This is a genomic window from Lachnospira rogosae (ex Hitch et al. 2025) (assembly GCF_040096455.1).
Taxonomy (GTDB): Bacteria; Bacillota; Clostridia; order Lachnospirales; family Lachnospiraceae; genus Lachnospira; species Lachnospira rogosae.
In genome coordinates this window covers 35,823-62,066 of record NZ_JBBMER010000006.1, presented here as the reverse complement: position 1 = coordinate 62,066, position 26,244 = coordinate 35,823, and the positions used below count along the sequence as shown (strand labels likewise).

The following is a 26,244-nucleotide window of genomic DNA, read 5'->3' as shown; positions in this document are numbered from 1 at the left end:
GAACCACTATTTATTCGCTTCTTCGCCGTGCACAATGCCTTCTTCGCCATGCACGCCGGCTTTTCGCCGTGCACAACGCCTTTTTCGCCGTGCACGTTCCATAAAGCAAAGCTTTATGGAACTGCCGGGCTTTCGCCCTATCGTAATAAACTATTAACCATCGCTTTGTGCAAGCACAGCAATGGTTAATAGTTTATTACGGCACGGCTCAATGCTTTATCATATTATTCTCAGATCTTCTTTATTTGATACATTGCCTTCAATATGGAATGAATTAAGCACTGGTTCATCTATATTCATAAGTGAAAGTATCATATAACTTGCTTTGCTGTCATATGCAAGTCTCTTATCCTCATCAGATGGTCTTGATGGTGACTCTGGATGTGAATGCCAGTTGCCAAGAGGAACTAAACCATTAGCTCTCATATCTTTAACTGCCGCTAACTGTTCCTTAGGATCCATTGAAAAATGCTCATTGGAATGGTCAATATTAGTAAGAAGATATATCTTTTTTATGTGCTTATCCCCATTTTCTGTTGTTCCTCCAATAAGACCACAAGCCTCCTCTGGAAGATTCTTCTTAGCATATTCAAGTATTGTATCAAAATCACTCTTATTAAATGTAATCACTTTGTGACGCCTCCTTATTGTCCTTATGATTGGATATAATTATCAGTGGTCTTCACAAACTACCTGCTCATAATCAATAAGTTCTGTGATAGTTGGATGCTTTCCACATACAGCACAGCCATCAGTATCAGATGGCAACTTAATCTTATGGAATTCCTGTGTTATAGCATCATATGTAAGGAGATGACCTGTAAGTAAATCCCCTACACCAAGTATATACTTGATTGCTTCCATAGCCTGAAGGCTTCCGATAACACCACCCATAGCTCCGATAACACCAGCCTGCTTGCATGTAGGTACTGCATCCTTTGGTGGTGGATTTTTAAATACACATCTGTAGCAAGGTCCTTCTCCCGGAACATAAGTCATAAGCTGACCCTTAAATCTGATTATTCCTGCGTGAGAGAATGGCTTCTTAGCCATTACACAGGCATCATTAATAAGGAACTTAGCTGGGAAATTATCTGTTCCATCGATTACGAAATCATAGTCCTTGATAATATCCATTATGTTATCACTTGTAATGAATTCTCTATATGTGTTAACTGTTACATCTGGATTCATAGCATTAATTGTCTCTTTAGCTGACTGAACCTTTGCTTTGCCTACATCTGCTGTCTGATGTATTATCTGTCTCTGAAGATTACTAAGATCTACCTCATCCGCATCTGCAATTCCTATTGTTCCAACACCTGCTGCTGCTAAATACATAGCTGCTGGTGCTCCAAGTCCACCTGCACCTATTATAAGCACTTTGGCATTAAGAAGCTTCTTCTGTCCCTTAGCACCAACTTCTTTTAAAATGATATGACGTGAATAACGTTCTATCTGCTCATCTGTTAAAGCCATATATACCTCCTTTTAAAGTAGATCTTACTCCTTTTAAAGTAATTCTTACTTGAATCTGATATTTTAATACTATCTTGTGACATTATAGTTAATTACACTATTATAATTATCTCTGTCCGCCACCCATAAAGTATAAGAATTCAACATTATCACCATCTTTTAACTGGTATGTTTCTTTCTGGTCTCCTGGAATGAATTCTTCGTTGATTGAAACTGTAACATATTCTGGTGTTTCAACATTTTCAATTTCAAAAAGCTTTGGAAGTGTAATTCCCTCTTCATATTCTTTCTTTACTCCTGATACTGTTAACTGCATATTAAACCTCTTTCCTGCCTCTTAGGCATAATTATTTTTTATTAAAATCAATTAAATATTAGCATCTATCCAGCTTGTAAGTTCATCTTTTCTGAATACGCCTGTATGTCTTGCAGTTTCCTTTCCATCTTTAAAAAGAACAAGTGTAGGTGCTGCTGTTACTTCATATTCAGAAGCTGCATCTGCATCAAAGTTAATATTAACCTTGTATACCGAAAGGCTTTCTGCCCTCTCATCTTCCACTGTTCCAACAACTGGTGCAAGCCTTTTGCAAGGAACGCAACTGTCTGAATAAAAATCAACAAGAACTGGAACTGAACTATTTAATACCTTCTCTTCAAAATCTGATAACTTTATTCTCTCAGCCATAAATCTTCTCCTTATTCTTCAACTTTTTTAACAATGAGTGTATATGTCTCATCATTATTATTAACAAGTTTAAGGATTTGATGTCCCTCATCTTTAATACTTCTTGGAACATTAGCTACCGGCTCTCCGTCATTCATACAGATTGCAATAACTTCACCATCATCTAATTCATCGATAGCAACCTTTGCCTTTACAAATGTAAGTGGGCAAACCTTATCTGTAATATCTACTGTATCGTCAATCTTAATTCCTTCAATCTCCATATTAGTCCTCCTTTTTCTTAAACCGTATAAGTTCAAAAGCCTTATCGTGTAAGCATATACGAATTTATAATCTTTTGACTATAAATTTTATTATTTACCCTCGTAAGCAGCTTTAATAGCTTTTCTAAATTCATCCTCACCTACTCTTTGTAATGTAAGTCTGAATCTCTCTCCTGGGTTAGCATTCTTTTCAAAGAAGCCGATTGCTGCATCTGTTACTCTGAAAAGTGTCTCTTCATCTTTAATAAGTGGAAGAAGCTGTTCGCCTTTGTATATCTGGTTACCAAATAATCCACCAAATGATACAATATAACCACTCTGGCCTTCCCAAGCTTCTGTAGGACAAGCCTTTACACAACGTCCACAGTTATTACACTTAGTTCTATCAATAGTAACTGTATTATTAGCACAGCTTATAGCACCCATTCTACAAGCTTTCTCACACACGCCACAATTGATACATTTATCTTCTACCCAGGTTACGTCCATACCACCTTTAACACCGATATCGTTCTCCTCTGCCTTAAGACAGTTATTCTGACAACCTGTTACGCCAAACTTGAACTTATGTGGAAGTTCTCTTCCGAAGTAATGTTCATCAAGCTTCTTAGCAAGTTCATATGTATTAATACAGCCGCTTGGACAGACTTCATTACCCTGACAAGCAGTAACTGTACGAACTCTTGGTCCACATACACCCGGCTTAACACCACCATCTGCTAAAGCTGCTCTAACTTCTTCAATATTTTCAAAATTAATAAATGGAATTTCAACACCCTGTCTTGATGTCATATGTACATAGCCTTTTCCATATTTATCAGCTACATCAGCTACAGCTCTGATATTCTCAGATGTAAGATTACCACCAACTACCTGTATTCTTAATGAAAAATATCCTTTCTGCTTCTGTCTCATAAATCCGCCCTTTTTAAGTGCTGCATAATCAATCTTAGCCATAATTCTACCTCATTTCTATTCTTTTCTTAGTCATTTTTTGATATTTAATTAGCTGCTTTTAACGCCTGTGTGAAATCTTCTATAAGGTCCTGCACATCTTCTATTCCTACGCTTATTCTCACCAGATCATCATATACACCAGCAATCTTCTTCTCTTCCTCTGTGCTGTGAGCACTGATTGTTGAGCTTGGATGTATAACCAATGTCTTAGTATCACCTATATTAGATACGTTAAGAGGAATCTGTAATGCATTAATAAACTTAAATGCTTTCTCCTTGCTTCCTGTACGGATTGTTATTATGCCACCAAACCCATTGTTAAGTTCTTTCTTAGCAATATTATAGAATTCGCTATTCTCAAGTCCAGGATAATTAACACTAAGATTACCATAATTATCATTAAGATACTTGGCTAATATCATTGCATTGCTACAGACACGTTCCATTCTTATTCCAAGTGTCTCCATTCCAAGAATATTATAAAATGCATTCTGTGGTGATAAGCAAGCCCCTGTATTACGATATATTCCATTTCTTAACTTGGCTGTATACGCATATGGACCATATTTCTTAAAATCTTTCATACCAGGATATTTTATAATATCCCATTTAAAATTACCAGAATCAGTTATGACACCACTGATTGAATTACTATTGCCATTAACATACTTCGATGTTGAATTAACAACTATATCCGCACCATACTCTATTGGCTTAATAAGATATGCTGTAGCAACTGTGTTATCAACGATAAATGGAACGCCTGCCCTATGAGCTTCATCAGCTATTAATCTGATATCTGTTACATCAAGTCTTGGGTTACCAATTGTCTCTGCAAAATAAAGCCTGGTATTCTCATTCGTAGCTGCTCTGAACTGTTCCACATCATTATTATTAACATAATGTGTCTTAATTCCAAAGCTTTCTAAATCCCTGAATAAATCAATGCTTCCGCCATATAAACTTGCACTGCATACAATCTCGTCACCACTTTGTAATATATTAGTAAAGGCATTCGTTATTGCTGCCATACCTGATGAACAGGCAACACTCGCAACACCGCCCTCAAGAACTGTCATTCTTTTCTCAAATGCTTCTATTGTTGGATTGCTAATTCTACTGTATGAAAATCCAGGTGCCATATTATTAAATATCTTCTCGAGTGTCTCAGCACTCGCATGCTCAAATGCACTTGACTGATATATAGGTGTCTGTGTCGCACCAGTATTCTTATCTCCTCTGAAATCGCCATGAAGTAAAGCTGTATTAAATCTCATATCATTATCTCCATTTCGTATAAACTACAAACCTACTTGTTTAATATGAATTGAATTTTAACCCTTATGTTAATATTTGTCAATAGTTATTTCATATAAATTCGGTATGTAAATATGAATTGAATAAATTAGCGGTTTATGATACTCTATTCACATATATTTATTATAAGGAAAATAACAACTATGACCAATAAAACCAACTCAAAATCAAACAGCCGTTCAAGACATATATACATATATATATTGCTCTTTGGACTTTTAATAACAGCTTCTTTTCTAAGCGTTATGCTAGGAAGCGTATATATCAATCCAGCAGATATACTAAAATGCTTCTTTACCCCCGACAAGACTTCTGTGACTTACATATTAATAGTGAACATACGTCTTCCTCGTATGCTTGGTGCCATTATTGCCGGTATGGGACTTTCTGTTGCTGGTGTTATCCTTCAGGGCGTTATGAATAATGCACTTGCAAGTCCTAATACAATAGGTGTCAATTCCGGTGCAGGCTTCTTTGTAATGCTTGCTATGATGTTATTCCCTCATTCAGGATATGCCACATCTATAGCTTCATTTGTAGGTGCACTTTTAACAACACTTGCCATATATGCACTTGCATATATGGCTGACAGCTCACGAACAACCATTATACTTGCCGGAATAACTGTATCTTCCTTTCTTAATGCAGGTATTAACACTATCAAATTAATAAATACAGATATAACCCTTAATATCACTTCTTTTCTTATGGGTACTTTATCCGGACTTACATTTAACAAAATAGCACTGCCAGCAATTGGAATTATAGCTGCTGTACTTGTATCCTTCATTCTGGCCAAGCCGCTTAATATACTTTCATTAGGTGATGACTATGCCCGCTCTTTAGGATTGAATGTTCCACTTACAAGATTCTTTCTTCTTGTATTATCAAGCATAATGGCAGGTCTTGTTGTAAGCTTTGCTGGCCTATTAAGCTTCATAGGTCTTATTGTTCCTCATATATGCAGGACTTTATTCGGAAGTGATGCAAGATACCTCCTGCCAACAAGTGCTTTGCTTGGTGCTTCATTTGTACTTATATGTGATATCATTGGTCGTCTTATAGCTGCTCCATATGAACTTCCTGCTGGAATAATTATGGCTTTTATCGGAGGTCCATTCTTTATGTACCTTTTATTAAAGAAAAAAGGAGGCAGACGAATAAATGCTTAAATATGAACACGTTAATGTAGCCGTATCCAGAACCAATATATTAAATGATATTAATATAACATTTCCAAAAGGACAGATAACAACGATAATCGGTCCTAATGGATGCGGCAAAACAACCCTTCTTCAGTGCCTTAATGGCTGTTCTAAAGTTACAGCAGGCACTATTACAGTAGATAATGAAAATATCCTGTCACTGCCATTAAAAGAAAGAGCCAAAAGAATAGCATTTCTTCCGCAAATAAGAACCGTTATCCCTGTACTTCCTGTAAGAACATTAGTAGAACACGGCAGATTTCCTTATCTTGGCTTTACAAGACGTAAAACAGATAAAGATAATGAAATAGTCAATAATTCAATGGAATTCACTAATGTAATGCCTTATTCTGAAGATAATACCGACACACTTTCTGGCGGAATAAGGCAGCGTGTATTCTTCTCTATGATACTCGCACAGGACAGCCGGATTATAATTATGGACGAACCTGTCACTTATCTTGACCTTGAGGGCAAGAGGACTTTCTTCTCTATGGTCAATAAACTTAAAAAATCAGGCAAAACAATCATTCTTGTACTACACGATTTATCTGATGCAATAAGAATATCTGATAATCTTGTTATAATGAACGACCGTAAGATTGCAATAAGTGACACACCCGCCAACTGCCTTAAAACACATATTATTGAAGATGTATTCCACACAACCTATAAAAAATTCTCTGATGATGAGGGTGACTATTATATTTTTATGTAATTATACATTTATATAATTATCCTTATATATACTGCCATTCTTATCAATGTACCATTTCTGCACCTGCCAGCTATTCATACTATCTGGCAGACTGCGGATTGTATTACTGCCTATGCCTGTATACCAGAGTTCATCATCAGGTGTCCTCTTAATAAGAGTATCACAATAGGTCGTTGATGAAGCTTTAATATACATAAATCTTTGCTGCTGCCACTGTGCATATAGATTAACTGTGTCCTCTGAAAGCTTTGTAAGTTCAGTTACAGCTTCCAGAGGATAATACATATCACCACTCCCATCAGCCTCAGTATTCCACCCATCAAACTTAAACAGCTTTCTTGACGGACTCTGCCCCGATAATGAAACCTCCGAACCGTACACCGTATTAATATCCTGTGGCATATTGCTTACCACTGACGATGTATTAGATATATATTTTATAACTTTATCCTTCGGCTTCCACCTGGCATATACCGTATAATCACTGTAGCTGGCTTCTTTTAATACATTACTGCAAGCCTTGCCCTTGCTATCCCACAGCATAACATATTCACTATCTGTATCAAATGTAAGCTCGTCCCTGTTAGAAGTTATATTAGATGCTTTACTATAACCATACCACCCCTCAAATATATATCCTTCCTTAGCCGGAATTGATACATCTCCTCTGTCAGCTCCCCAGTTCGTATCAGTAAGTGTCCCTGCTTCCTCCTTATCAAGCAATCCACCATCTGCATCATAATATATGGTATTACTATCCAGAGAACATATCGTAATCTCTCTTATAAATTGTCCTATCTTACCAAGTTCGTGTTCAGGTGCACCAATCCCAAAATCAACATCCCTGTTAAAATATGTCCTTAACTCATAATCTGCACTGTCACCATTAGTATGAATAGTATAATCTAAATTACCTCCTGTATCATTACCTCCACACACTATGTCGCTCACTGTTGTGTCAGCATTAATCTGACAATTTGACCTGTCATACTTGTTGCGGTATCCCGTATTCTGCTGTCCAAAATTAACTCCTATATCCCAATATTTCAAAGTATTCCACCCATATGCAGTAAGCTTAAAGCTTACTCTGTAATCTCCCGCCGGAAGCCATGTATATGGTCCATATATTGTCGTATTAGTGCCTATTGTCCCTGTTAAATCCTCACTCCATATAAGCATAGCATTGCGCCAGTCTGATGATATTGTATAATTCTTTGTCTTAATCTTGTGATCGCAGCCGTCCCAGTATGTAAATTCAATACTATTATTATTCAAATCAATAACATCTTTTTTATGTAAAAATGCTGATGTATTAACGTCCGCCATACACTCTGTTACGCCGCATATAATAAACAGCATTATTGCTGTAATTCTTATAAATGCAGTCTTTAACGGCTTACATTTTAATATTGTTAAGCGTAATTTATTATTATTCATATATGTATTAAGTAAAAAAATCCTATAATTATATCTTTTCGTTCTTTTTTGCAAATTCTATTTCCTTTCCGCATCATTCACTAAACTATAGTTAAACATTTATTGTAACAGCAAATATCATTACTGTAATTAATTATGGCTGTTACGCTATTTTTTATTATTCTTACATTATAACTATGTTATTTCTTATATTATTAGGATAATGGTGTTTCTTCTCAATTTTCACATTGTTATAATATTTATTATATAATTAATATTTCGGGATTATTATTATTAAATATTGGGATTAACTGGGACATATATTGTATTGGTGTATAGAATTAATTCATTAAGTATACTTTATATAAAGAATATCATATAAATTTATAATATGCAAGTATTTTTATAATTAATATATTAAAAGAATACTACTTTAAATGTTTTATTCATAGCTTTATCCAATATGGAACATATACTATTATGCAACAAAAAAGGAACTCTCGCTGAGTTCCTTAATCAAGTGCAGTCGGCGGGACTTGAACCCGCACCCAAGCAATATGGACTAGATCCTTAGTCTAGCGCGTATGCCAATTCCGCCACGACTGCTTATTTGTTATATCGGTCACCCGACTTGATTAATATTACATTATTGTATGCCATTTGTCCAGCATTTTTTTACTATATTTTATATACCGTATTGTATGACATATTTTTTGATATAAACTAACAGCAATTAATCTATTATCCTGCTAATTGACTATTAACAAAATTTTCTTAATATGCTATTATCTTCATATTAACAGACTATAGAAAGGATTGGCGGTATTGTTATGAAGAAACGATGTTTACGCTTATTAAGCTGCATATTTATAATAGCAATGTTCTTTGGCGGACTGTGTTTCTACAATGTGCAGACTGCTCTCACTGAGATATCGTATGAAACAGAAGCTGATTTCCACGATTTCCAGCTTATTACTACGCCAAAATCTTCTATAAATGATTACAGACCATGTACATCAGAGATGCTTGGTAATCAGACAGCTATTACTTCAGAAAATGTGTTGCCAAGAATGGGAACACGTCTATTAATACGCTCAATTGCCGCTGTTATTTTACATAATAACTTTAATATTGACAATTTCTATCATATATATTCATTTAATTATTCTTTGGATATCAATCCATCTTATTCAACGATTATTGTTGATTATATCCATAAAAAGGACGGTTCAAAATAATTATCTCAAAATGAATTCATATAATATGCAATAAATAATTATGTATAAAATGTGTATATTTGTAATAAACCAGCCTCAATGTATATTGCAACAATTTAATACATTTTATAAGAAACGGAGATATTATGAACATTTTAACATATATAGGCATAGCTATAGGCGGTCTTATAGCTGTTGGTTCTACTTTAGGCATAACTTTAGGCATTGTAGTAACCATAATCTATAAAATATTCAGAGCAGTTAAATATAAAATCTCTTTATTTGACTAATCTGAACAGACTAACTGTGCAGTCAGCTAAATATACAGTTAGCTGACAGTACAATATAATTTGGCTAAACATTAAATTTAACGAATTGAAATATTAACTTAATTAAATCAGAAAAGGAGTATTATATGGTTGGAAATATAACTGTAGGAATTGTTGTTTTATTAATTGTTGGCGGTATTATATTCGGATGCCGAATAGACCATCAGGCTACTAAAGAAGCTGACGAGAAAAATAATTCAGCTGTTAAATAACCGTGGTATTTAATAAAACGCTATGAAATCACACAATGATAACATAGCGTTTTATATTTTGATTATTTTTTTCTGAGTATTTACTTATTTTCTTTGTTTTTAATGTAGTTATCAAACTATCTACTGCATACCATTCGCCATTTTATACTTATAAAGCATTTCAGCGTGATTTTGTTCTTCTATCTCTATATCTGCAAGCACTTTTCTTATAGATGTTAAAGTACACGCAAATACATTGGAATTATATTCACCTGATACAAGCTTTTCTGTTCCTATGCTGTCTGTTGCAAGAAAACAGTCATTCTTTTTATCCTCTGACTCTTCACTCTTTGAATAACTGCCCTTTGGCTGATAGTCCTTTCCTGCTGTATCATTACAATCGCAGGATGGCACTTCACCATTTAAAATCTGACCTATCGTCTTATAATGTTCCTGCTCCTTTTTCTTAAGCTCTTCAAAAAGCTGTTTTAACTCATCGTCCTTTGCAAGTCCTGCATACTTCTCGTATTTATCAATACAATTCTTTTCCTGTGTCTGAAGATCCTTTAATACCGACATTTCTTTTTCAGTCAACAACATACATATGCCTCTTTTCTTAATCTGGTTATTTTGCGATGTGCATATCAGAAATCAATTCTGCCACCACTATGAATTAGGATTGTTAATTTACATTGCAATCTCTTATACATATGTATTATGTGTTGATTCTCATAATCATATACCTTACATACTTATATTTTTATCAACATTTTTTCAATCAATTAAGAACATATCCTTACATATATATTTCCCATATTTTGTCTTAAAAATATTATTGTAAGCCTTTAACACTGCATCTTTTGATACACCATCTTCATACATATTTACAAGAAAATCAGCCTCAACAAGTATCTGGTAATCAATCCCGTCAATATTACTATATGTATGATGATGTGCAATCAGATACTGCACTCTTTCTGAAATGTCTGTTTCAAATCCAAGTCTTTCAAGAAGCTCTTTAGCAAGTGCAGGTCCTTCCTTTTCCTGCAATCTGCCGCCACACTCTCCATATTTTTCTTCACATGTATGAATCCCTATGTCGTGTGTCAGTGCCGCTGTTTCAATAATAAACAAAGTCTTGTAATCTACATTTTCCATCTGGGCAATCAACCTGGCATAACTGTGAACTTTACAGAAATGCTGTATTCTCCTGGAATCCCCCTTATATAATTCAATCATAGCCATATGTAACTTATTTAACATATTAATATTCTGTGTAACAGCACTTTGAACAGCTGAGTTTTTCATAGTATTATTCTCCTTTTTTTGATAAATATTGTATATTATTATTTATTTTCAATATTTTTAATATCCTAAATATTATTAAAATTATACTCGCAATATTCGTATTAAAATATATCAAGCATATTATCAAGATATATCTCTTCTCTTACATTTATCTGGTATTCCGGCTTAGTCATATAATAAAGAAGAAATTCCAGCACCAGTGCACTTCCAAGGCTTCTGCCCTCTATTTTAAAATTGGTAAATCCCATAGGCATATATATATTCCTGATATCATCTACACTTATAAATGCCGGGTTGTGCATTGCCTTGGAAAATCTATATCCATCGCCTGCCTCAGGCGACACACATATATGCCCGTTGCAATTTTCGCCCAGATTCATACGGCTTACAGTCTCATAACAGGCTTTACGGTCATAACAGCCAATCCAGCAGCACTCGTTACATAAAAATTCAATCTTATCTTTCTGTTCCTGTGTCATCGTCCCCAGCTTATCAAAGCATTTGTTCAACCTGAAATCTGGCACAACATAACTAAAATCATCTCTGTTTACCTCGTTCAGCAAATCATTATAATCTGTTAGTACCTTGGTTGTAGATGAAACGAAACAAAACTCTGGATATTTATTTTTTAAATAGTCAAGCAGAATATCTGAGTGAACTATAATTCCATTTTTAAATGCAGTATCTCTTATTGAATTATCTATAGAATAATCTTTAGACGCATATTCAGATGTAACCTTATAATCACTATGCAATTTCGAAGCCGCCTTTAATAATTCACACAACTTATTACATTTCACATCTGCCAGATGTTCCTTCCTGATAAGCGAATTGCTGAATGTAAGTCTTGCCGATATTCCATATTGTGCCATAAGTGAAAATACTTTTTCTGCCTCACCGTCTCCAAAGCCGGCACGCCCGCCGCCCCATATGCAATCCGCTGGTGCACCATATATAGAACCTATATCACACCAGTCATAAAAATACTCCCTGTGCTCATAAAACAATGACAGGAATACTTTATAAAACTCATAGAATTCAAACAGACCGGGAAGGTGATAATGTGCTATCCATCTATCAGTCTTATCTATATTATTATTAAAATTGCTTTCAATATTCATATTAATATGCTTCTCCCTGATTATTAATAAGACAATTTATTCTGTATCATCAGCCATTTATTGTCAATATTATACCACTTTTCCGCTTACATTTTCTGCTTAAATTTCACATATCTATTATACACGCAAAAATCCCATAGGTTTGTACTCTTTTAAGCATATAACCTATGGGAATTATAATAGATATTATTATATTAATTATTTGTCTTTAAAAAGTGCATATAACATAAGCACTGCTATGCTTATTATAACAAGCTTCATATAAAGGCTTATATCACTATACATATTCATCATAATATTATTAACTGCACCATTACTATATCTATCTGTAATGTCACCCGCTAATAATATCATCAATAATAATGTACTAATTATCAAACTTTTATTACGATATATTTCTTTGTCTTTCTCATCTAATTCTTTATTAACATTCTCTATTGGTGAAAATCTTAATATTATAAGGCAGGATAATAAATACATTATCCATACAACCGAATTATTGACTTTTAAAGCTTCAAGCATAACTGTAACTAAATATGTCCCAAGAAATACTATATTACATACTAATGGAGTTCTTGCATGATACCCTCCTGTATATATTCTTAATGTAGCATAGATTGTAATAAATATTATGCTTTCAACCAGTCTTGATATTAATATGCCAACAATAAGGACTGTCAACATTCCTGCTATATTGCAGATAAGCACCTGCATACCATATTGGTATACAGGGAGCTCATCTTCATTAATTATGTTCTTCTTCAAAAAAAGAACTGCAATACTATCTGCTATTCTTCCTAGCATTATCCCTATCCCCTTACCTCTCAGTAATACATTGGTATTATCTGTTCTTCTTTAACTTAGCTGCTGTCTGTGGTTCTTTTGGCTGATAGCAGCTCCATATTGAAGCACTGTTTACAGCCTTCTTAGCAGAATGCTGTGCCGCCTTAGCAACACAATTTAATAATACATTGCTCTTCTTCATATCTTCCAACTCCTTTCCTACCTGACGTCTGACGTTACAAGTATTAATATATCTGATGCTGATAAATCAGCTCTCATTCTATCCTCAACTCTCATCCCTTATTCGAGTTAGCACAAAAGCTGATTTAATATTAACATTTATTTCCATCATTTCAATAAGCGTGTCGTGAATTATATCTTATATGTCGTGAATTTATTTTTCCCTGTAAAGAATTACACTACAGCAAAGAACACAAGTACCTATTATTGAATAATTAATTCTGCCATTATATTTCTTTACAACATCATTTACATTTTTAAGACCATATCCATGCATTAATTTATCCTTTTTGTGTGTATTAAATAAAGTATCTTCTTTGAAGGCTTTTACCATATCATCTGATATGCTGTTATATATTTTTAAGGAACATACATCCTCATTCTCATCTATAAATACCTCAACTCTCTTATTATCAACAAATGTCTGAGCCTCAATTGCATTATCAAGCAGATTAGAAAGCACACAGAATATATCTACATTTTTAATGAGCTTTAACTCTCCGTTGACAACAGCCACAAAATCTATGTTTTTCTGTCTGCAATCTTTAGATTTCTTTGTAAGGAACTCGTTGATAATTATATTATTAGTATACATTTTCTCAACAATTATTTTATCCAGATCTCCATCAAACTGGCTTAAGAATTCTCTTGCCTCCTCAGTACGTCCATCCTTAAGCATAAGATTAGCAGCAATCAGTGTCTTATTAAGTTCGTGTTTTATTCTTGATATACGCTCGACATTCGTTTCTATATCCTCGACATTTTCTAATCTGCTTTTATATGCCTGTTCCATTATTGTCTGCTCCATAAGAGCGTATGTACTGCGTTGTATAATCTCATACAATGCCACACACAGGATAAACATTATTGTTACACATATCATTATTATAATTGAGCGCACTATCATTTTCTCAGCATCACTGTCTGTTGACATCATCTGCACTTCATTGGTGATAATAACTGACATTATCATAGCCGCCATAATTATTACCGTGTCCTTAATATTCACTCCATAGCTGTATCTTCTTAATATTCTTACAAGTATTACCGCAACAATCCATATTGTTATCTGTATAAGAATAACCAGCAGGCACTTTTCCATAGAAGCTGTTCCTGTGAATTCTATAAAATGCACATTATACAATGCTCCCATTATACTGCCCAAAAGTACCGTAACAAATATTATCGTTGCTATAATAAACATTGAAGCATACATTTTCTGAAATATATTGCCATCCATAAAAAGGCACGCATATATAACAAGCATTGCCCACAATATGCCAACACCAAGTCCCTCAAACGGAACAACCATATACTGGATTTCCAGATATGCAAATATTATCGAAACACCTGATATTACTGCAATCTTGGAATTAATCTTTTTATTAACGTTCAATGTACCGCATAAAAAATATATAAGCAAAATGCTCTGATTAATATTTGCAAGTGTTTCAACTATAAACGAAACTTTATCCATATTTTCTCCAATCTTTTTTATCATTTACTATGTATATTCTATCCAGCATTCGCTAAACTGTATGTACCCGTAACGCTTACTATATCTGCATATTCTTTCAGCTTTTTCTATCACTTACTCTTACTGCTCACTATATCCCATAATATACGCCTGCCAGTCACGTATAATCATTTCCTGCTTATTGCCAGTTATATACAGCTTTGTACCATTATCAATTATTACCTCATCATCTTTAATATTTACAATATGCTCCATATTAACAAGACTTGACCTGTTAATCTTAACGAAGCCTTTAGTCGCCAATTCCTTCTCTACTCTTGAAATCTTATCCCTTACAACCCGGCAGTCATCTGTCATATATATGTTCATATCATGATTGGACATTTCTATGTATAATACTGTCGAAAGATTTAACACAAGCGTATTCCTGTTATTCTTAAAGGTATACAACACATTTTTATCATTCATATATGATATTATCTTATCCATTGTAACTTTTATATCCTCTGCATCGTGCTTTTTTCTTATAAATCCTAATGGTCTGCACACAAATGCCTTGATTGCATATTCTTCATAATTCGTAATGTACACAATACCGGCATTCCTGTTCATTCTTGTTATAATCTTTGCCACGTCCATACCATACACTTCGCCAAATTCTATGTCTAAAAAATATATATCGGCTTTATCACATTCCTTATTTCTAAGGCTCTCCATAAAGTTCTCATAATGGTCATAATAAACGCAATTGAACAGCTCATCGTATTGGCTTTCCAACACTTTAAGCTGTTCAATAAACTGGGATGCGTACAATCTATCATCATCACATATAACAAACTCCATAATTATCCGCCTGCTTTCGTACATTAATAATATAATGATGTGAGTAGCAAAATTACTTTCTGCATGCATATCATAATAGATAATATTATACATAATCTTAGGTTGGTTCGCAATAATGTGGGGTGAAGAATATTGTAATAATTGCAATGATAGTCTGATAATGACTTACCGGGGCATATATGGTAGTTTTTTCTCTCTGGACGAGAGGATATTGTTAGTATATATGTTTGTATTTAATATTTGTGCCTATGAAGGCGTGCTAACGCACTGTTCATAGGCTGGTGGGTGGGAGAAGATGCTTACACCGTGCAAGTTCCAGAAGCCTCTGGCTTCTGGAACTGTCGGGCTTCGCCCTATCCGACTTAGCTTCAAAGTGCTGCTTTGTGCAAGCACAAGCATCACTTTGCTGTTAAGTCAGGCACGGCTCATTATATTACATATTCCCATACTTCATCCTTGAAGATGATTTTTCTGTAAGTATCGAATTTTGTCCACTTGTTGAAAAATTCATCATTGAGTGGTTTGTTAGCCGTTTCGATGGCATTTAAGTCATTTATAAGGTTGTTGTAGTCATCCTCACCATTGAGCCTGATTTCAAAGCCACGGCTGTTGATTACTGGTGTTCCTGTGTATGTATATTCTTCTAGCTTTGTGATTGCTTCTATCTTCTTATCTCTTACTGTAACTGCTACTTTATCACGAAGAACGATTACATCAAAGTTATCTGGATAGCTGTATGTCTCACCGCTTACGTTAATTACATCTCCGACCTTGTATGTCTTGCCTGATGGGCTTACCTTTGTAACTGTGGCACTTTCAAGGTTATAATAATATTCTTCAAATATATCTGCATTTCCTTTAAGGCTTCCATTTACAAATGCACATTTTACTTCTTTGTTATCATATGCACTCGAATCTGTGACAACACCGCAGGCAGATGTCATATTGCTTATTCTATCTATAAGAATAAGTTCGCCAAGCGTCTTATGTTTTGCAAATTCATCAATAATAACTGCTTCCTGAAGTCCAATATCGCACACTGCTATCTCATTCTTGCTAAGTCCATTAGCTGGAAGGAAATTTCCTGTATTGACGTCTATCTTGTACTGAATGTTCTTTAATACACCAAGAACCTGCTTAGTGCCAATCTTAACAATGTAATCCTTACCAACTGTAAGTTCTGCATCGTCCATCCAGAGTATAGTTGCTGTAAGTGACTTGCTTACCGGAAGTGTTGTTCCGCTTGAAAGTACACAACCTCTTGATACGTCAACTTCTTTGTCAAGCTGGATTGTAGCTGGCTGTCCTTCCTGTGCTAACTGACTGTCCTTATCTCCAATAAGAATACTCTTAACCTTAGCTGACTCCCCACTAGGAAGTGTGATTATATCATCTCCAACTGATACAACACCTGATTCAATCTGCCCCTGAAATCCTCTGAAAGTATGGTCTGGACGGCATACTCTCTGAACTGGCATATAAAAACCTTCTTCCTTCTTCTTTTCGCTTACATCCACATTTTCAAGGTAAGTAAGAAGTGCTTCGCCTGGATACCAAGGTGTATTATCAGATTTAACTGTAATATTGTCACCCTCTGTTGCTGATACAGGGATAATCTTTACACTTGCAAGTCCAAGTTCTTTAGATAATTCATCAATCTGCTTAGTTATCTCGTTAAATCTTTCTTCTGAGTAACCAACTAAATCCATCTTATTTACTGCAAATACGAAATATTTAATTCCCATAAGGGCACATATTCTTGCGTGTCTTTTAGTCTGCACAAGAACACCCTGCTTAGCATCAATAAGAATTATTGCAAGGTCAGCAAATGAAGCACCAACCGCCATATTTCTTGTATATTCTTCGTGACCTGGTGTATCAGCTACGATAAAGCTTCTCTTATCTGTTGTAAAATATCTGTAAGCAACATCGATTGTGATACCCTGTTCACGTTCTGCCATAAGTCCGTCAAGAAGAAGCGAGTAATCAATAGCACCACCTCGGCTTCCTACTTTACTGTCAAGCTCTAAAGCCTTTTCCTGATCGGCATATAAAAGCTTTGAATCATATAATATATGTCCTATTAATGTAGACTTTCCATCATCCACGCTTCCGCATGTAATAAATTTTAATAATCCTATCATCTTAGAAATACCCCTCTCTCTTTCTTCTTTCCATACTACCTGCTGCTTCATTATCAATTACTCTTGTTGTTCTCTCAGAAGATACTGCACTAAGAGTTTCATCAATAATTTCATCAAGTGTTGTTGCATTAGACTCAACACCACCAGTAAGAGGATAGCAGCCAAGTGTTCTGAATCTTACATTCTTGTATTCAATCTTTTCGCCTTCTCTTAACTTGAAACGATCATCATCAACCATAATTAACATTCCGTCTCTTTCAACAACTGGTCTTTTATCCGCAAAGTAAAGAGGTACGATATCTATATTTTCTCTCTTTATGTACTGCCATATATCAGTCTCTGTCCAGTTAGAGATTGGGAATACTCTTATGCTTTCACCCTTGTTAATACGTGAATTGTATAACTTCCACATTTCTGGTCTCTGGTTCTTAGGATCCCATGCGTGGTTTTCATTACGGAAAGAGAATATTCTTTCTTTGGCTCTCGACTTTTCTTCATCTCTACGTCCACCACCAAAAGCTGCTGTGAAACCATATTTATTAAGTGCCTGCTTTAATGCCTGTGTCTTCATAATATCTGTATACACTGAACCATAGTCAAAAGGATTAATTCCTTTCTTAACACCATCTTCATTGATATATTCTAACATTTCAATGCCAAGCTTCTTAGCTGTTTCATCTCTGAACTTAATCATTTCCTTGAACTTCCATGTTGTGTTAACATGAAGAAATGGAAATGGTGGCTTCTCCGGATAGAATGCTTTCATTGCAAGATGAAGCATTACTGAACTATCCTTTCCTATTGAGTAAAGCATAACCGGCTTTTCACACTCAGCCGCCACCTCTCTTATTATATATATTGCCTCAGCTTCAAGCTGATCAAGATGTGATAACTCTGCCATTCTTTTATCCGTCCTTTCTAGTATTTATTAGATTCCTTCTTATTAATTACTATCGTTTCCCTGCTTCCGTCTGTCTTATCTATATTCCAGTTAAGGAAGTCGCCTTTGGAAATAACGCTCATCTTACTTCCCATACCTCCCATATCTGCTCCAAGATAAAGTGCGATAGCTTCAAACTTACATTCCTTGATACAAGATGAACATCCCCAGCAGTCCTTAGGATACTTCATATATGCTTTCTTATCTTCTCCCATCTTAATAAGACTTCCCGGACAGACGATACTGCATTGTCCGCAGCCAGCACATTTCTCCTTATTAATTACTATGCTCATATGTCTCACCTCTTCCCACAAGATTTCTATATTTCACTTCTATCCTTCCGTCTACCTTTCTTGTATTAACATACTTAAGCCATTCATCTGACTTCTCTGGGTAATCAAGGTTCTCCGCAAAGCTGTGCCATCTTGTTTCTTTTCTTGCTTTCAAATGTTCTATAAGCACCTGACAGACTGTAAGTCTTTCCTTTAATTCATATACAAACATAAGCTCATGATAATCTTTAGCGTTAGCTTTTTCTGAAAGAGTTTCTATCTGTTCAATCTTTTCTTTGGCAAGCTTAAGCTGCTTTTCATTGAACTGGTAATGACTTCCTATACCACCAGCATATGTATCCATAACCTTCTGCATAGCTTCCTCAAGTTCTTCTGTCGAGAAAATGGTATCTTTATCCTCACGCCTAAGATATTCGTTATATTCTTTTATTCTTTCATCAGTAAGCTTGTCTGCATATTCATCAGCTGTACTCTGTGAAAATGCATTCTCTGTGATGTCCGATCTATTCAATTCCTTAACAATATCTTCTGCCGCAATTTCACCTTCTGCCATAGCACCTGTCACATACTTCTGAGGACAGCCTCCTGCAACATCTCCTGCCGCATAAAGACCATTGATTGTTGTCCTTCTATTAGTATCAACCCAGTAACCACTCGCCGTATGTCCGCCTACAATATAAGGCTCTGTTCCTTCTATCTCAACATTCTGCTCACTTGGGTTCTTTCCAGACTCTATCCATTTAAGTGTCTGGCTTGGTGCCATATTAAGGTATGCTTTCTTTAATGACTCATCCTGCTCACTGCTTATTCCTTCTGTTCTTAAGTAACAAGGACCTCTGCCCTCAATGTTCTCCCTTACAGTTCCGTATACTCTCTGTGAAGTTGTAAGTCCATACCGGTTCTCGTATACCTCACCTAAAGAATTCACCTGCTTTGCACCAACTCCCTGTGCTATTGTTCCTGTAGGAGCTATTGTATCTTTACATCTTAAAGCTATAAAACGCATTTCAAACGTTGTCATCTCTGCACCTGCATTAATACCCATAGCAAAACCAGCACCTGTATTAAATGGAGGATACCACATTTTATGTCTTGAAAATCCTGGATTGTTAGGCTTGTACAATCCAGCCGCTCCACCAGTCGCACATAATACCTTCTTAGCTCTTATCTCATAAGCTTCACCAGTATCAATATTAAAACCAACAGCACCAAGAATTGTATTATCCTTTACTATGTAATCAGTTATATTAAGTCTGTTAATTACAATTACATTTTCAAGACTATTTACTGCATCTGCAAGTATTGGCTTAATATTCTCACCGTTAATCTTAATATTACGGTTGCCTCTTGCAACATATCTGCCATTCTCATCTTTAAGAATTACAAGTCCAAGCTTTTCCATCTTGGCTGTTACTTCGTTAAGTCTTTCTGACATTGTAAGAAGTAAATCTTCCCTCACAATATCGTCAGCATCTTTCTTTGCATATTCAACATAATCCTCTGGCTTTCTGCCTTCAACTATGTAAGCATTTATCGCATTAACACCAGCCGCAAGACAGCCGCTTCTCTTTATATTCGCCTTTTCTGCAATTATAATTGAAGCATCTGACTTTTCCCTTATTGTAAGTGCCGCATAACAGCCTGCTGTTCCACCACCTATAATAAGCACATCTGTTGTTAATCTGTTTAAACCATTAATCTGCATAAACTTTCCTTTCTCATTGTAAAACTTGTCCACAGGTCTTTATCAGATATATACTAATCTGAAGCTGTGCGTATACACACAAAGCATTTAACCTGGCAGAAACATAACTTTAATCTGGTTAAATATAGAATACGTCATCATCCCTCATACCCTTGTTCTCGCAAAGATATGTCTTTTCATCATCAACTGCGTATATTCTATATATAAGAACGTGAACCTTTTCCCCAACCTGTAGCGGCTCTTTCTCAAGTGACCACTCTCCTGTTATCATTGTTCCTCCAATATTAACAGTTACATCAAGATGATTGCCTCTGAAAAGAATATCCTCAACATAACCTTCCTCAGCAGCACTGTTGTACTGCTGGAGCTTTCCATACTTAGAAAGCTTCACAAATTCAGGTCTTATTATTGCTCTTTTAGCTCCCTGTATCTCATCAAAACCTTTTAATTTTGAATAATCATTAACCTCTGAAGCTTTTCCAATGAATTCAACAACAAATGGTGTTGCTGGAGATTTGTATATCTCTATCGGACTTCCCATCTGCTCTATCTTTCCGTGGTTAGTAATTATAATCTCGTCAGCCACTTCAACAGCTTCGTCCTGATCGTGTGTGACGAATATACTTGTTATTCCAAGCCTGGTAACCATACTGCGAAGCCACGTTCTAAGTTCTGTCCTTACCTTTGCATCAATCGCCGCAAATGGTTCATCTAACAGAAGCACTGATGGATTAGGTGCTAACGCTCTTGCAAAAGCTACTCTCTGTCTTTGTCCACCTGATAACTGGTTAGGATACCTTTTCTCAAGACCTGCAAGCCCTGTTATATCAAGAAGCTCTGTAACTCTTTTCTTAATCTCATCTTTTGGAACTTTCTTAAGCTTAAGTCCAAATGCTATATTATCATAAACTGTCATATGTCGAAAAAGAGCATAGTTCTGAAATACGAAACCAATCTCTCTTTGATTAGCTGGTACATCATTAACTCTCTTTCCATCAATATATATATCTCCAAAGCTTGGTGTTTCAAGACCTGCAATCATTCTTAATATTGTTGTCTTACCGCTTCCCGAAGGACCAAGCAATGCAACAAGCTTTCCCTTTTCTATTCCGAAATTCACATTATCAGATGCACGAAAGTTTCCATACTGCTTAAAAATATTCTTCATCTCAACGTACATTACTTTTGCCCTCCTTTCTTATAATCACTTTGTCTGTGTTCAAATATATTCCTTAATACAAGAACTATAATCGCTATAATTACTAATATTGATGATACTGCAAATGCCGATGTTATTGATGTATCTGTACCCGACATATACAGTGCATCTATCTCAAGTGGAAGCGTGAATGTCTCTCCTCTTGTCTTTGATAATGCATTAACCGCACCGAACTCTCCTAATGCTCTTGATGTACATAGAATTATTCCGTATATCAACGACCATTTTATATTAGGAAGAGTTATCTTAAAAAATATTGTAAAACCATTAGCACCCATTAAAGCCGCCGCTTCCTCCTCGTCCTTTCCGAGTGAGTTAAGCACTGGTATTATCTCTCTTGATACATATGGAAATGTAACAAATATTGTAGCAAGCACAACTCCCGGTATCGCAAAGGCTATTCTTATATTGCTTCCTGTAAACTCATTAAACCATCTTATAACAGGATAGAAAAAACCAAGTCGTCCAAATGTCATAAGAAACGCAAGACCTACAATAACCGGTGATATAGAAAATGGTATATCAATAAGTGTTGCAAGCACCTGCTTGCCTTTAAAATCAAATCTTGTAAGTAACCATGCCGCTATAATTCCAAATAATGTATTAATAACAACTGCAGCAACAGTAGCAATAATTGTTACCTTCAACGCACTCAATACATATGGAGTTGTTATTGATTTAATGTAAAAACTAAAGCCCTCTTTTAATGAACTTGCTATTATTGATAATAGAGGCATAATCAGCATAACTGTTATAAACAAAACAGTGATAAGAATACATATGCTTCTTGTTCTTCTTTTTCTTTTTTCAGGCTTATCATTCTCGCTCATATTTAACCTCCATTTTCTCTACATTGTACGCTTTGCCTGCCTCATCTGTATTATATTAATGATAAGAAGTATCAGAAAAGATATTATAAGCATAACAAGTGCAATCGCTGTCGCCGAAGCATAATCAATATAATTAAGCTTCTGCATTATTACATAGGATACAACCTGTGTATGTTCCTTGGCACTGTTGCCTGATATGTATATAACGCTTCCATATTCTCCTATTCCCCTTGCAAATGCAAGTCCGAAGCCTGTAAGAAGTGCCGGGCTGATTTCTGGAAGGATTACTTTAAAAAATGTCTTTGATGGGCTTGCACCTAACATATATGCCGCTTCCTCATATTGAGAATCCATCTTTTCAAGAACAGGCATTACCGCTCTTACAACAAATGGAATTCCTACAAACACAAGTGCTGTAATAAGTCCAAGATGTGTGTAAGATACCTTTATACCTATTGAAGCAAGCGGTTTGCCAAGTATTCCGGTTTCAGAATACATTTTCGATAATGTAATACCAGCTACCGCTGTTGGAAGTGCAAATGGAAGTTCTATAAGTCCGTCAAGCACTCTTTTTCCAGCAAAATCGTATTTAACAAACGTCCATGCAATTATTGTTCCAAACACGCAGTTGATTACTGCCGCTATGAATGAACATCCAATGCTTGTAACAAAAGCATTGACGACATTCTGCTTAGTAACCAGCCTTATAAATTCGGCTGGTGGAAGCTTAAGTGAATATACCATAACCGAAGCAAGTGGAATTAATACTATAAGTGATAACATAGTAACTGTAATTCCAAGTGTTAAATGAAATCCCGGTATAACACGTACTTTTTTATCTTTACCGAATTTTCTGCTATTCTTTATTTCATCAAACGCTGTATCATAGTCTGGCTGTTTATTATTATCAATTGTTCTATCAGTTGTTATAGATTTCATCAAACCAGCCTCCATCATCAAAATATATCTTGTATGCCTGAGTCCAGCCGCCGTAATCAGCTATTGTATCAAGCTTTATTGTAAGATTGAATTTACCACTATATTCATTCAATACCTCTTCATCTGTTGGTCTGTATCCATAATCTGCGGCTATTCTTTGTGCCTGCTTTGAATACAGGAATGATAAATATTCGCTTGCAAGCTCCTCTGTCTTGTTGACTTTAACATTATCATCTACAACTGCCACACTTGGCTGTGCGAGAATACTTACAGATGGTGTGACAATCTCATATTCATCAGGATATGAAGCTAATGATGTAAGTGCCTCATTCTCCCATGCAATAAGCACATCGCCTTTTTTATTCTCAACAAATGTTGTTGTTGAGCCCCTTGCTCCGGAATCCAGCACTGATACATTAGCATACAGCTTTCCTAAGAATTCCTTCTGCTTATCTTCACTGTTATTCTTATCTCTTGCATAGCTTAATGCCGCAAGGAAATTCCAGCACGCTCCACCACTACTCTTAGGATCTGGTGTTATAACCTCAACACCATCTTTAATTAAATCATCCCAGTCTGATATATTAAGCGGATTGCCCTTTCTTACAAGAAATACAATCGTTGAAGTATACGGAGATGAGTCTTTATCATATTCGTCCTTCCAGCCTGCATCAATAAGACCTGTATTCTCTATAAGGGATATATCGTGTTCAAGTGCAAGTGTAACAACATCTGCATTACAGCCTTCAACTACTGAGCGTGCCTGACTTCCTGAACCTCCGTGAGATTGTATAACCTTTATCTGCTTTCCGTATTCAGCCATATAGTAATCGGCAAAGACTTTGTTATATTCCTCATAGAACTCTCTTGTAGGGTCATAAGAAACATTAGTTATTGTAAGTCCATCTCTCTTACTGCCACAGCCTGCCGCTATATATGTCATCGTAATACACATAATAAGAAGCATACATAATTTATACCTTTTTTTATCAGAATGTCCGTTATGTTCAAGATATTTCATAGGTCTGCTCCTTTCTTATGGGCTTTAAATTTATTATATACCCACCATTCATACATACATAGTGTGTTAGTATGTTTATTACTTAAAAAATATTGCCAGACACCTTTGCTGCTGTCTGGCAACCCTTGGAAATTATTGATATAATAAACCTTATTTCCTATAAAGTCAATATGTTTATGTGTTTATTTTAAAATTATTTTAAATTGATGTTTACAGCCTCTCCTGTCACTATGACTGCCGGTGATGTTATGCCTGCTTCTCTTACCTTTAATTCAATATCAGCAAGTGTACCTTTGACTATTCTGTATGTATCATCAAATCCACCTGTAATAACTGCCGCTGGAGTGTTCTTAGGCTTACCTCCGCTTACGAGTGCCTCAGTTATCTGTGCAAGATGTGTAAGTCCCATAAGGTATACACAAGTTCCATTCATAGAAGCCGAATTTCTTATTTCTTCATAAAGTGAGTCCATATCTTTGGTATGTCCTGTGACAACACTAAAGCTTCTGCTTACATCCCTATGTGTAACTGGTATGCCTGCCATTGCAGGAACTGCTATTGCTGATGTTACTCCTGGTATTTCTTCTGTTTCTATGCCATTTGACTTAAGATAGAGCATTTCTTCTCCACCACGTCCGAATACATATGGGTCACCACCCTTTAATCTGACAACAAGCTTTCCTTCATTGGCTTTCTTTAAAAGGAGTTCGTTAATTTCTTCCTGTGCCATACTGTGTCTTCCATTTCTCTTGCCAACATATATCTTTTCACAGCTTTCAACACAGAATTCCATAAGGCGGTTATCAATCAGGTCATCATATACAAGCACCTGTGCCTTCTTTATGGCATTTAACGCCCTTACAGTTATAAGATCATAAGTTCCACAGCCTGCACCAGCAATTACAACCTTGCCCTTGCTGTAAGAATATTTCCCATCTGCCTTTGTTTCAGCATTTGTATTATCTTTACCAGTAATCCTCTCACTTACTTTATTAATAACATCCTGTAATTCGTCCTTGTCAAGCTCTCTGCCAAGCACCATACATTTTCTTGCAGCTTCCTTGAATATATCAGCTCTCATAGAGGCATCATCTACATTCTCTTTAATACTATCCCTAATTGAACCAAGATACATAAGTATATCTTCAATATCCGCAGGAAGCTCCTGTGCTATTCTATTCTTAATATCTGCCGCAACATAAGGACTTGCTCCCTGGGTAGATATTCCTATAGATAAATCTCCTGCTTTGTATACAGACGGAAACAGAAAATCACAATTATCCTTATCGTCTACCGCATTTATAAAAATGTGGTATTTGCGGCATACGCCTGCAACATATGCGTTAAATTTTGCATCATCTGTAGCAGCTATACAGAATGAACATCCGTCCAGATCTGAATTAACAAATTCTCTTTCAATAATATTAATGCCTTCAATGCTCTTTATGCTATCGCTTACCTTTCTTGCAACAACTGTAAGTTCCGGCTCATATGCAAGAAGCTTGCTTATTTTATGCTCTGCTATTCTGCCTCCTCCGATAACAAGACCTTTCTTTCCTTTAATGTCAATAAAAAACGGAAAATAACCCATAGTAATTCCTCCT

Annotated in this window: 29 protein-coding genes and 1 tRNA gene; 5 read left to right on the top strand and 25 right to left on the bottom strand. The window is 35.6% G+C overall.

Annotated elements, in window-relative coordinates; translation table 11 throughout:
* Positions 1 to 219: 219 nt before the first annotated feature.
* From WMO14_RS08975 to WMO14_RS08945, 7 genes are all read right to left on the bottom strand, one after another.
* The gene (locus tag WMO14_RS08975) at positions 220 to 630 is read right to left on the bottom strand and encodes a M67 family metallopeptidase (protein WP_349153697.1); all 411 of its coding nucleotides are present in this window, start codon (positions 628 to 630) and stop codon (positions 220 to 222) included.
* A gap of 42 nt (positions 631 to 672) precedes the next feature.
* Positions 673 to 1,479, bottom strand: coding sequence for a thiazole biosynthesis adenylyltransferase ThiF (gene thiF, locus WMO14_RS08970; RefSeq protein WP_022502831.1), 807 nt, complete (start codon positions 1,477 to 1,479; stop codon positions 673 to 675).
* Positions 1,480 to 1,585: 106 nt separating this feature from the next.
* Entirely contained in the window at positions 1,586 to 1,795 is a 210-nt protein-coding gene (gene thiS / locus WMO14_RS08965) for a sulfur carrier protein ThiS (RefSeq protein WP_090139513.1), read from the bottom strand.
* 51 nt (positions 1,796 to 1,846) lie between these two features.
* Positions 1,847 to 2,164, bottom strand: a complete 318-nt coding sequence (locus WMO14_RS08960) for a thioredoxin family protein (protein WP_055175454.1) — start codon at positions 2,162 to 2,164, stop codon at positions 1,847 to 1,849.
* 11 nt (positions 2,165 to 2,175) lie between these two features.
* Positions 2,176 to 2,427 (bottom strand): sulfurtransferase TusA family protein, encoded by a 252-nt coding sequence (locus tag WMO14_RS08955; protein ID WP_349153696.1) that lies wholly within the window; start codon positions 2,425 to 2,427, stop codon positions 2,176 to 2,178.
* A gap of 90 nt (positions 2,428 to 2,517) precedes the next feature.
* The gene (locus WMO14_RS08950; RefSeq protein ID WP_022502835.1) at positions 2,518 to 3,384 is read right to left on the bottom strand and encodes a ferredoxin-like domain-containing protein; all 867 of its coding nucleotides are present in this window, start codon (positions 3,382 to 3,384) and stop codon (positions 2,518 to 2,520) included.
* 44 nt (positions 3,385 to 3,428) lie between these two features.
* Positions 3,429 to 4,661 carry an O-acetylhomoserine aminocarboxypropyltransferase/cysteine synthase family protein gene (locus WMO14_RS08945; protein WP_349153695.1) on the bottom strand — a complete coding sequence of 411 codons (1,233 nt, stop codon included), beginning with the start codon at positions 4,659 to 4,661 and terminating at the stop codon, positions 3,429 to 3,431.
* 183 nt (positions 4,662 to 4,844) lie between these two features.
* Here WMO14_RS08945 and WMO14_RS08940 point away from each other — a divergent pair, with 183 nt between their 5' ends.
* On the top strand, positions 4,845 to 5,873 hold the full coding sequence (locus tag WMO14_RS08940) for a FecCD family ABC transporter permease (RefSeq protein ID WP_349153694.1): 1,029 nt from the start codon (positions 4,845 to 4,847) through the stop codon (positions 5,871 to 5,873).
* Positions 5,866 to 6,624: an ABC transporter ATP-binding protein gene (locus WMO14_RS08935; RefSeq protein WP_022502838.1), complete on the top strand. Its 759-nt coding sequence runs from the start codon at positions 5,866 to 5,868 to the stop codon at positions 6,622 to 6,624. The genes WMO14_RS08940 and WMO14_RS08935 overlap by 8 nt, the downstream gene beginning before the upstream one ends.
* Here the strand turns inward: WMO14_RS08935 and WMO14_RS08930 are convergent, their stop codons facing one another.
* Both WMO14_RS08930 and WMO14_RS08925 read right to left on the bottom strand, forming a co-directional pair.
* Positions 6,625 to 8,061 (bottom strand): InlB B-repeat-containing protein, encoded by a 1,437-nt coding sequence (locus WMO14_RS08930; protein WP_349153693.1) that lies wholly within the window; start codon positions 8,059 to 8,061, stop codon positions 6,625 to 6,627. It abuts the gene before it with no gap.
* Between the two features lie 500 nt (positions 8,062 to 8,561).
* Positions 8,562 to 8,646, bottom strand: a tRNA-Leu gene (locus WMO14_RS08925).
* Between the two features lie 224 nt (positions 8,647 to 8,870).
* Here WMO14_RS08925 and WMO14_RS08920 point away from each other — a divergent pair.
* The 3 genes from WMO14_RS08920 (at position 8,871) to WMO14_RS08910 (ending at position 9,798) form a co-directional block, all read left to right on the top strand.
* Entirely contained in the window at positions 8,871 to 9,278 is a 408-nt protein-coding gene (locus WMO14_RS08920; protein ID WP_090139507.1) for a hypothetical protein, read from the top strand.
* Positions 9,279 to 9,403: 125 nt separating this feature from the next.
* Positions 9,404 to 9,547 carry a hypothetical protein gene (locus tag WMO14_RS08915; RefSeq protein ID WP_318255708.1) on the top strand — a complete coding sequence of 48 codons (144 nt, stop codon included), beginning with the start codon at positions 9,404 to 9,406 and terminating at the stop codon, positions 9,545 to 9,547.
* Positions 9,548 to 9,672: 125 nt separating this feature from the next.
* A complete protein-coding gene (locus tag WMO14_RS08910) occupies positions 9,673 to 9,798 on the top strand; it encodes a hypothetical protein (protein ID WP_022502842.1) in 126 nt (41 codons plus the stop codon).
* A gap of 120 nt (positions 9,799 to 9,918) precedes the next feature.
* Here WMO14_RS08910 and WMO14_RS08905 read toward each other — a convergent pair whose 3' ends face one another.
* From WMO14_RS08905 to cobA, 16 genes are all read right to left on the bottom strand, one after another.
* Positions 9,919 to 10,377 carry a ferritin-like domain-containing protein gene (locus WMO14_RS08905; protein ID WP_022502843.1) on the bottom strand — a complete coding sequence of 153 codons (459 nt, stop codon included), beginning with the start codon at positions 10,375 to 10,377 and terminating at the stop codon, positions 9,919 to 9,921.
* Positions 10,378 to 10,551: 174 nt separating this feature from the next.
* Positions 10,552 to 11,040: an HD domain-containing protein gene (locus tag WMO14_RS08900; protein ID WP_055175887.1), complete on the bottom strand. Its 489-nt coding sequence runs from the start codon at positions 11,038 to 11,040 to the stop codon at positions 10,552 to 10,554.
* Between the two features lie 146 nt (positions 11,041 to 11,186).
* Positions 11,187 to 12,206, bottom strand: a complete 1,020-nt coding sequence (locus tag WMO14_RS08895; RefSeq protein WP_349153692.1) for a hypothetical protein — start codon at positions 12,204 to 12,206, stop codon at positions 11,187 to 11,189.
* 198 nt (positions 12,207 to 12,404) lie between these two features.
* Positions 12,405 to 13,010: an accessory gene regulator ArgB-like protein gene (locus WMO14_RS08890; RefSeq protein ID WP_055175483.1), complete on the bottom strand. Its 606-nt coding sequence runs from the start codon at positions 13,008 to 13,010 to the stop codon at positions 12,405 to 12,407.
* Between the two features lie 37 nt (positions 13,011 to 13,047).
* Complete coding sequence (locus tag WMO14_RS08885; RefSeq protein WP_022502847.1) at positions 13,048 to 13,191, bottom strand: cyclic lactone autoinducer peptide; 144 nt, start codon at positions 13,189 to 13,191, stop codon at positions 13,048 to 13,050.
* 192 nt (positions 13,192 to 13,383) lie between these two features.
* Complete coding sequence (locus tag WMO14_RS08880; protein ID WP_055306449.1) at positions 13,384 to 14,706, bottom strand: sensor histidine kinase; 1,323 nt, start codon at positions 14,704 to 14,706, stop codon at positions 13,384 to 13,386.
* A 120-nt stretch (positions 14,707 to 14,826) separates the two neighbouring features.
* Positions 14,827 to 15,549, bottom strand: coding sequence for a LytR/AlgR family response regulator transcription factor (locus WMO14_RS08875; RefSeq protein ID WP_349153691.1), 723 nt, complete (start codon positions 15,547 to 15,549; stop codon positions 14,827 to 14,829).
* 428 nt (positions 15,550 to 15,977) lie between these two features.
* Positions 15,978 to 17,693: a sulfate adenylyltransferase subunit 1 gene (locus WMO14_RS08870; protein WP_349153736.1), complete on the bottom strand. Its 1,716-nt coding sequence runs from the start codon at positions 17,691 to 17,693 to the stop codon at positions 15,978 to 15,980.
* A 1-nt stretch (position 17,694) separates the two neighbouring features.
* Positions 17,695 to 18,594, bottom strand: coding sequence for a sulfate adenylyltransferase subunit CysD (cysD, locus tag WMO14_RS08865; RefSeq protein WP_090139497.1), 900 nt, complete (start codon positions 18,592 to 18,594; stop codon positions 17,695 to 17,697).
* A 17-nt stretch (positions 18,595 to 18,611) separates the two neighbouring features.
* Positions 18,612 to 18,926 carry a 4Fe-4S dicluster domain-containing protein gene (locus WMO14_RS08860; protein WP_022502852.1) on the bottom strand — a complete coding sequence of 105 codons (315 nt, stop codon included), beginning with the start codon at positions 18,924 to 18,926 and terminating at the stop codon, positions 18,612 to 18,614.
* Positions 18,910 to 20,631 carry an adenylyl-sulfate reductase subunit alpha gene (locus WMO14_RS08855; RefSeq protein ID WP_090139495.1) on the bottom strand — a complete coding sequence of 574 codons (1,722 nt, stop codon included), beginning with the start codon at positions 20,629 to 20,631 and terminating at the stop codon, positions 18,910 to 18,912. The genes WMO14_RS08860 and WMO14_RS08855 overlap by 17 nt, the downstream gene beginning before the upstream one ends.
* 118 nt (positions 20,632 to 20,749) lie before the next feature.
* The gene (locus tag WMO14_RS08850; protein ID WP_022502855.1) at positions 20,750 to 21,811 is read right to left on the bottom strand and encodes an ABC transporter ATP-binding protein; all 1,062 of its coding nucleotides are present in this window, start codon (positions 21,809 to 21,811) and stop codon (positions 20,750 to 20,752) included.
* Positions 21,811 to 22,680 (bottom strand): sulfate ABC transporter permease, encoded by an 870-nt coding sequence (locus WMO14_RS08845; RefSeq protein ID WP_116443654.1) that lies wholly within the window; start codon positions 22,678 to 22,680, stop codon positions 21,811 to 21,813. The genes WMO14_RS08850 and WMO14_RS08845 overlap by 1 nt, the downstream gene beginning before the upstream one ends.
* A gap of 18 nt (positions 22,681 to 22,698) precedes the next feature.
* The gene (cysT, locus tag WMO14_RS08840) at positions 22,699 to 23,619 is read right to left on the bottom strand and encodes a sulfate ABC transporter permease subunit CysT (RefSeq protein WP_082421596.1); all 921 of its coding nucleotides are present in this window, start codon (positions 23,617 to 23,619) and stop codon (positions 22,699 to 22,701) included.
* Complete coding sequence (locus WMO14_RS08835) at positions 23,600 to 24,574, bottom strand: sulfate ABC transporter substrate-binding protein (RefSeq protein WP_242854142.1); 975 nt, start codon at positions 24,572 to 24,574, stop codon at positions 23,600 to 23,602. Before WMO14_RS08835 ends, cysT begins: the two co-directional genes overlap by 20 nt.
* 259 nt (positions 24,575 to 24,833) lie before the next feature.
* Positions 24,834 to 26,231: a uroporphyrinogen-III C-methyltransferase gene (gene cobA / locus WMO14_RS08830; protein WP_022502859.1), complete on the bottom strand. Its 1,398-nt coding sequence runs from the start codon at positions 26,229 to 26,231 to the stop codon at positions 24,834 to 24,836.
* Positions 26,232 to 26,244 lie beyond the last annotated feature (13 nt).

Bases quoted from the DNA above. Each gene is read 5' to 3' on its own strand.
- WMO14_RS08910 (WP_022502842.1), top strand. From the start codon at position 9,673: ATGGTTGGAAATATAACTGTAGGAATTGTTGTTTTATTAATTGTTGGC.
- cysD (WP_090139497.1), bottom strand. From the start codon at position 18,594: ATGGCAGAGTTATCACATCTTGATCAGCTTGAAGCTGAGGCAATATAT.
- WMO14_RS08945 (WP_349153695.1), bottom strand. From the start codon at position 4,661: ATGAGATTTAATACAGCTTTACTTCATGGCGATTTCAGAGGAGATAAG.
- WMO14_RS08905 (WP_022502843.1), bottom strand. From the start codon at position 10,377: ATGTTGTTGACTGAAAAAGAAATGTCGGTATTAAAGGATCTTCAGACA.
- WMO14_RS08890 (WP_055175483.1), bottom strand. From the start codon at position 13,010: ATGCTAGGAAGAATAGCAGATAGTATTGCAGTTCTTTTTTTGAAGAAG.
- WMO14_RS08875 (WP_349153691.1), bottom strand. From the start codon at position 15,549: ATGGAGTTTGTTATATGTGATGATGATAGATTGTACGCATCCCAGTTT.
- WMO14_RS08835 (WP_242854142.1), bottom strand. From the start codon at position 24,574: ATGTGTATTACGATGACATATATAGCGGCAGGCTGTGGCAGTAAGAGA.
- WMO14_RS08930 (WP_349153693.1), bottom strand. From the start codon at position 8,061: ATGAATAATAATAAATTACGCTTAACAATATTAAAATGTAAGCCGTTA.
- WMO14_RS08850 (WP_022502855.1), bottom strand. From the start codon at position 21,811: ATGTACGTTGAGATGAAGAATATTTTTAAGCAGTATGGAAACTTTCGT.
- WMO14_RS08860 (WP_022502852.1), bottom strand. From the start codon at position 18,926: ATGAGCATAGTAATTAATAAGGAGAAATGTGCTGGCTGCGGACAATGC.
- WMO14_RS08880 (WP_055306449.1), bottom strand. From the start codon at position 14,706: ATGGATAAAGTTTCGTTTATAGTTGAAACACTTGCAAATATTAATCAG.
- WMO14_RS08960 (WP_055175454.1), bottom strand. From the start codon at position 2,164: ATGGCTGAGAGAATAAAGTTATCAGATTTTGAAGAGAAGGTATTAAAT.
- WMO14_RS08885 (WP_022502847.1), bottom strand. From the start codon at position 13,191: ATGAAGAAGAGCAATGTATTATTAAATTGTGTTGCTAAGGCGGCACAG.
- cobA (WP_022502859.1), bottom strand. From the start codon at position 26,231: ATGGGTTATTTTCCGTTTTTTATTGACATTAAAGGAAAGAAAGGTCTT.
- cysT (WP_082421596.1), bottom strand. From the start codon at position 23,619: ATGAAATCTATAACAACTGATAGAACAATTGATAATAATAAACAGCCA.
- WMO14_RS08895 (WP_349153692.1), bottom strand. From the start codon at position 12,206: ATGAATATTGAAAGCAATTTTAATAATAATATAGATAAGACTGATAGA.
- WMO14_RS08845 (WP_116443654.1), bottom strand. From the start codon at position 22,680: ATGAGCGAGAATGATAAGCCTGAAAAAAGAAAAAGAAGAACAAGAAGC.
- WMO14_RS08950 (WP_022502835.1), bottom strand. From the start codon at position 3,384: ATGGCTAAGATTGATTATGCAGCACTTAAAAAGGGCGGATTTATGAGA.
- WMO14_RS08920 (WP_090139507.1), top strand. From the start codon at position 8,871: ATGAAGAAACGATGTTTACGCTTATTAAGCTGCATATTTATAATAGCA.
- WMO14_RS08955 (WP_349153696.1), bottom strand. From the start codon at position 2,427: ATGGAGATTGAAGGAATTAAGATTGACGATACAGTAGATATTACAGAT.
- WMO14_RS08915 (WP_318255708.1), top strand. From the start codon at position 9,404: ATGAACATTTTAACATATATAGGCATAGCTATAGGCGGTCTTATAGCT.
- thiF (WP_022502831.1), bottom strand. From the start codon at position 1,479: ATGGCTTTAACAGATGAGCAGATAGAACGTTATTCACGTCATATCATT.
- thiS (WP_090139513.1), bottom strand. From the start codon at position 1,795: ATGCAGTTAACAGTATCAGGAGTAAAGAAAGAATATGAAGAGGGAATT.
- WMO14_RS08935 (WP_022502838.1), top strand. From the start codon at position 5,866: ATGCTTAAATATGAACACGTTAATGTAGCCGTATCCAGAACCAATATA.
- WMO14_RS08870 (WP_349153736.1), bottom strand. From the start codon at position 17,693: ATGATAGGATTATTAAAATTTATTACATGCGGAAGCGTGGATGATGGA.
- WMO14_RS08940 (WP_349153694.1), top strand. From the start codon at position 4,845: ATGACCAATAAAACCAACTCAAAATCAAACAGCCGTTCAAGACATATA.
- WMO14_RS08855 (WP_090139495.1), bottom strand. From the start codon at position 20,631: ATGCAGATTAATGGTTTAAACAGATTAACAACAGATGTGCTTATTATA.
- WMO14_RS08900 (WP_055175887.1), bottom strand. From the start codon at position 11,040: ATGTTAAATAAGTTACATATGGCTATGATTGAATTATATAAGGGGGAT.